Origin of the sequence: Streptomyces hirsutus, assembly GCF_001418415.1 — a bacterium.
Classification (GTDB): domain Bacteria; phylum Actinomycetota; class Actinomycetes; order Streptomycetales; family Streptomycetaceae; genus Streptomyces; species Streptomyces hirsutus.
Genome location: NZ_LIQT01000496.1, coordinates 1 through 5538, shown reverse-complemented (window position 1 = coordinate 5538; position 5538 = coordinate 1). Strand labels below are relative to the sequence as shown.

Here is a 5538-nt window from a genome sequence, read left to right as displayed (position 1 = left end):
GTCCTCGGGCCAGGTCTCCTCGGGCCACTGCTCGGGGTTGTAGTCGCCGCCGTAGAGAATGCGCCCGCGGGTGGCGTCGCCCAGTCCGGGCATCAGACACGCTCCCGGCGAGTGGGGAGCGTACGGGATGTGCGGGACGCGTGCATGGCCTACCTCGTTCTGCGGGTGTCGGGGAGCGGGACGGCCGGTGGGGGGCCGCGGCGGTGGGCCGGGGCTCCCCCTCCGTCAGCCCTTCACGGCGCCGGTGAGCATGCCCTTCTTGAAGTGCTTCTGGACGAAGGGGGACAGCACGGCGACCGGGAGCAGGGCCATGACCATGACGGCCATCTGGACGGCCAGTCCCGAGAGCTGCCCGGTCCTGATGGCCTGGCCGAGGCCGACGGGGGCCTCCTGCTTCTGGACGAGCTGGATCATGACGTTCTGCAGGGGCAGCATGTTCTGGTCGTTGAGGTACAGGGAGGCGTTGAACCAGGCGCTCCAGTAGCCGACGGCGTAGAAGAGCGTGATGACGGCGATCACCGCGCGGGACAGCGGCATGACGATCTGCCACAGGATGCGGAAGTCGCCCGCGCCGTCGATGCGGGCGCTGTCCACGAGTTCCTGCGAGATGTTCATGAAGAAGCCGCGCAGCACCAGGATGTTGAAGACGCTGATCGCGCTGGGCAGGATCAGTGCCAGGTAGCTGTCGGTCAGGCCGAGGGTCTGCACCAGCAGGTACGTCGGGATGAGGCCGGCGCTGAAGAACATGGTCGCCAGCAGCGTCATCAGGATCCAGCGGTGCCCGAGCGAGTCGGTGCGCGACAGGCCGTAGGCGCAGAGCACGGACACGGCCATCGAGAACAGGGTGCCGACCAGGGTGACGCCGATGCTGACCAGCGCGGCCCGGGTGACCTGGCCGCCGCTGAGCAGTTCCTGGTAGGCGATGAAGGTGATGTCCTTGGGCACCATCACCAGGCCGCCGGCCTCGTCGATGGTCCTGCGCGTGGACAGGCTGGTGACGATCACGATCCACAGCGGGAAGACGACCGCCAGGCAGGCGAGGACCAGGACGATGCCCTTGCCCGCGAGCCCGGCCCCGGTGGGCGCTTCCTCCCACACCGGGCGGGGCGGGGCGGCCCAGCCCCGGACCTTGCGCGTCGTGGGTTCGTCGATCACGGCGGTCACTTCTTGTACACCCCCTGCTCGCCCATGAGATGGGCCACCTTGTTCGCGGCGAGGACCAGACCGAGACTGACCACGCCCTTGATGAGGCCGGCGGCGGCCGCGTAGCCGAAGTCCTGGTTGCGCACGCCGTTCCACCAGACGAAGGTGTCGAGGACCTCCGACGCCCCCGGCCCGACGGCGTCGCGTTGCAGCAGGATCTGTTCGAAGCCGACGGTGAGCGCGTCGCCCACCCGCAGGACGAGCAGCAGCGCGATCACGGGCCGCAGCGCGGGCAGCGTGACGTGCCACATCCGGCGCCGGCGTCCGGCGCCGTCCATGGCGGCGGCCTCGTACAGGTCGGGGCTGACGGAGGCCAGCGCGGCGAGGAAGACGATGATCCCCCACCCGGCGTCCTTCCACACGCTCTGCGCGGTGAGCAGGAACATGAAGGTGTCGGGGTTGGTCATGACCTCCAGGCCGTCGTGGCCGTTCTGGCGCAGGAGCTGCGAGAAGATTCCCGCGCCGCCGAGCAACTGCTGGAAGACGGCGATGACCAGGACCCAGGAGAAGAAGTGCGGCAGGTACAGGATGGCCTGCGCGACCGCCCGCACCCGGGGCCTGATCACGCTGTTGATGAGCAGCGCGAGCAGGACCGGGATCGGAAAGAACAGCACGAGCTGGAGGAAGAAGAGCACCAGGGTGTTCTTCAGAGCGTTCCAGAACGCCGAGTCCTCCATGATCCGCTGGAAGTTCTCCAGTCCCACCAGGGGACTGTTCAGTATCGAGACGACGCCGTTGTCGCTGATGTAGGGGTCGTAGTCCTGGAAGGCGACGACGTTGCCGAGGATCGGCAGGTAGTTGAAGACCAGGACCAGTGCCACGGCGGGCAGGGTCATCAGCAGCAGGACGCGGTCGCGCCGGTACCGGAGCCGCAGGCTCGGCTTGCCCCGCTTTCCCTGCTTTCCCCGGGGTGGTGCGTCCGGCGGGCCGGCGGCGTCACCGGACGCCGCCGGCTCCTCGACCGGCTTCGTGGCCTCGGCCTTGCTCCGAGGCACCGTGCTGTGCGACACGGCGGTTCTCCTTGCCTCGGTCCCGGGTCAGCCGGCCGCCGGGCCGTTCTCGTCGAGGATCTTCCGGTACCAGTCGCGCAGCTTGTCCCCGCCCTTGCTCTTCCAGTCGGACACGGCCTGCTGCATGTCGCCGATCTTCTTGTGGCCGCGGACGATGTCGTCCTCGAGCTGCTCGAAGTCGTTGGAGAGGCTGGTCAGGCGGGAGGGCTCGGTGATCTGCATCCCGTAGAAGGGGGTCTTCCTGGTGAAGGCGCCCATCCGCTGCTGCCACTCGACCTGTCCCTTGGCGATGTTCGCGAAGTCGGGGTGGGCGATGGTCGGGGCGGGGCTCGCCACCATCACATAGGCGTTGACGACGTGGTTGTTGCCGGTGTCGTTCTTGACCGGGACGCCGTCCTCGACGCTGTAGTGGGTGCCTTCGACGCCGTAGTTGGTCAGCATGAACTCCTTGGTGCCGTACGGCGCCGCGGTGACGTTGGCGACTGCCAGGGTGTCGCGGACGACGGCCTCGGAGGCCTTCTTGCTGACGAAGGCGAAGATGTTGGCCGGCTGCGTCGCGTAGAGCGTGGGGTCGCCGCCGTCGTGGCCGAAGATGTCCATGCCCCAGATCTCGAAGTCCGGGTTCTGGGTGGCCTGTGCCGCGGTCAGGCCGTACCAGCTGGAGATGTCGTTGTTGTAGATCAGGAACTCGCCGGCGGCGAACTTGGTGCCGGGGTCGGTGGCCTGGCTCTTGCCGAGCTTGAAGTCGGGGTGCACGACACCGGCGGCGAACAGTTTGCGGGTCCATTCCAGGGCCTCGAGGTACTGCTCCAGCTCGGCCCGGTAGACCAGCTTGCCGCCCTCCTCGATCCAGCCGAGCGGCTTCTCCTGGCCGGAGGGCACGCCGAACGCGTTGAACGCGGTCCACTTCATGTCGCCGCAGGCCCACCGCTTCGCCTTCGCGTTGGTGGCGTCCTTGGCCAGGGCCATGAACTCGTCGGCGGAGGCGGGTATGTCGTAGCCCTCCTCGTCGAAGACGTCCTTGCGGTAGTACGGCACGATGTTGGTGACGTAGGAGGCGGGCATCGGCAGGCCCCGCAGTTTGCCGCCGAAGATGGAGCGCTGCCAGGCGTCCGTCGGGATCGCCGCGAGGTTCGGGTACTCCTTGACCTTGTCCCCGGACAGGTAGGGGCCGAGGTCGGCGAACTTGCTCGTGATGGCGCTCGGTATCTTGCCGCCCATGTTCCAGCCGGGGATCACCACGACGTCCGGGACGTCGCTGGAGGCGAGGACCGCGCCGAGCTTCTGGTCGTAGGTGTTGCCGTCCTGGTTCTGCCAGGCGACGTCGACGCCGATCAGGTCGTTCATGGCCGTGTAGTAGGCGTTGTCGCCCTTGGGCGGCGAGCCCCAGAACGGCGCCATGACGGTGACCTTGCCGCCCTTGCCGAGCTTCTTCGGCACCGAGGTCTTCAGGCCGGCGAGGTCGAGCTTGCCGGTGAAGCCGACCGCGGAGCCGTTCTTCGACGCGATGTCCGGGGTCACCACGCTGCCGGCCACGAAGGCCGGGAGGATGTCCTTCGCGTCCTTGCTCGAGGTGGTGCCCTCACGCGAGCTGCCGTCCGCACCCCCGCACGCGGCGAGCAGCGGCATTCCCCCCGCCACCGCTGCGGTGGCGACCGCCGTGGAGGCGAGGAAGCTTCTCCGGCTGGGCCCGGAGGAGGTGGAGGCATTCGGCGTCATTGCGTCAACCCTTCATGGCACACCAGGACACCCGGCGGCGGCCGTCGGCTGCGGTGTCTTCACTGGAACTGGCTGAGCCGAAGCGGTCGTTCGGAGGGAACGTGCCGGGGAGGCGACCTCGTAGTCGAAGCGCTTCGATGTTGCTGCGAGGTTAAGTGAACACCCAAGGACGCACAAGAGTTGCTTACAAGATTCCTCGGAGGTGCGCCGAGGAGCCGCAATATCACCATGCATGCGCAATGCACGCGCAGTCTTCAAGGAAATGTCCGCGAGGTTCCGCCGGGCATCCGATCGCTCTCCCCCATGTCCTTGACACCCACCCCTCCTCGGAATCAGCATCGAAGCGCTTCGAAAGCGCTTCGTCGTTCCATCGCAAGGGGATGTCCACGTGACCGCACCAACGCCGCCCACGCCGCCTTTCCGCGATCCGCACCTGCCGTTCGCGAAGCGCATCGACGACCTTCTGTCGCGGCTGACCCTCGAGGAGAGAACCGGAGCTCTGCACCAGTTCACGCCCGCCGTCGAGCGGCTGGGCATCGCCGCCTTCCGTACCGGTCAGGAGGCACTGCACGGTGTGGCCTGGATGGGTCCGGCGACGGTGTTCCCGCAGGCCGTCGGGCTGGGGGCGACCTGGAACCCGGAGCTGGTGCGCCGGGTCGGCGAGGCGGTGTCCCGGGAGACCCGCGCGATGCGCGCCCGGGACGAGCGGGTCGGTCTCAACGTCTGGGCGCCGACCGTCAATCTGCTGCGCCACCCCCTGTGGGGCCGCAACGAGGAGGGCTACTCGGAGGACCCCCGGCTCACCTCGGCGATCGCCACCGCCTACACCCGGGGCCTGCGCGGTGACCATCCGGTGTACTGGCGGACGGCGCCGGTGCTCAAGCACTGGCTCGCGCACAACAACGAGACGGCCCGGGACACCACGTCCGGCTCGGTCCGCCCGCGGGTGCTGCACGAGTACGATCTGCGCGCCTTCCAAGGCGCCGTCGAGGCGGGTGCGGTGGCCGGCGTGATGCCCGCGTACAACCTGGTCAACGGCCGTCCGAACCATGTCTCGCCGTATCTGCGCGAGCAGTTGCGCACCTGGACCGAGGAGGAGCTGCTGGTCTGCTCGGACGCCGGCGCACCGTCCAACCTGGTCGATTCCGAGCACTACTTCGACACCCACGAGGAGGCCGTCGCGGCCTCGCTGCGGGCCGGGGTCGACAGCTTCACGGACCACGGCACGGACAGCTCGGTCATCGTGGGACGCCTCGAAGGGGCGCTGCGGCAGGGGCTGTTGACGGAGGCCGAGATCGACGGCGCTGTCCGCCGGCAGCTCTCGGTGCGCTTCCGGCTCGGCGAGTTCGACCCGGGCGCGGACCCGTACGGGGGCGGCGGGAACGGCGGGGGCGCCGGCGCCCCGCAGGCGGAGGGCGGCGCCGACGAGCACGCCTTCGACACTCCGGGGCACCGGGCGCTGGCGCAGGAGGCCGCCGAGCAGGCCGTCGTCCTGCTGAAGAACGACGGCCTGCTGCCCCTGGCCCCGGCGCACACCCGTGTCGCCGTGGTCGGCCTGCTGGCCGACGAATGCAAGCTCGACTGGTACAGCGGCACCCTGATCCAC

Annotated in this window: 4 protein-coding genes; 1 reads left to right on the top strand and 3 read right to left on the bottom strand. The window is 68.7% G+C overall.

What is annotated here, in order from left to right:
- Window positions 1–225 precede the first annotated feature (225 nt).
- The 3 genes from AOK11_RS32300 to AOK11_RS32290 are packed head-to-tail and all read right to left on the bottom strand — an operon-like array spanning window position 226 to window position 3932.
- Window positions 226–1164: a carbohydrate ABC transporter permease gene (locus AOK11_RS32300; protein WP_055597237.1), complete on the bottom strand. Its 939-nt coding sequence runs from the start codon at window positions 1162–1164 to the stop codon at window positions 226–228.
- Window positions 1161–2213: an ABC transporter permease gene (locus AOK11_RS32295; RefSeq protein WP_055597236.1), complete on the bottom strand. Its 1053-nt coding sequence runs from the start codon at window positions 2211–2213 to the stop codon at window positions 1161–1163. Before AOK11_RS32295 ends, AOK11_RS32300 begins: the two co-directional genes overlap by 4 nt.
- A gap of 27 nt (window positions 2214–2240) precedes the next feature.
- Window positions 2241–3932: an extracellular solute-binding protein gene (locus AOK11_RS32290; protein ID WP_055597235.1), complete on the bottom strand. Its 1692-nt coding sequence runs from the start codon at window positions 3930–3932 to the stop codon at window positions 2241–2243.
- Between the two features lie 388 nt (window positions 3933–4320).
- On the opposite strand from AOK11_RS32290, the gene AOK11_RS32285 reads away from it, so the two are divergent.
- A partial coding sequence (locus AOK11_RS32285) for a glycoside hydrolase family 3 protein (protein WP_167353862.1) occupies window positions 4321–5538 on the top strand: 1218 nt, incomplete at its 3' end.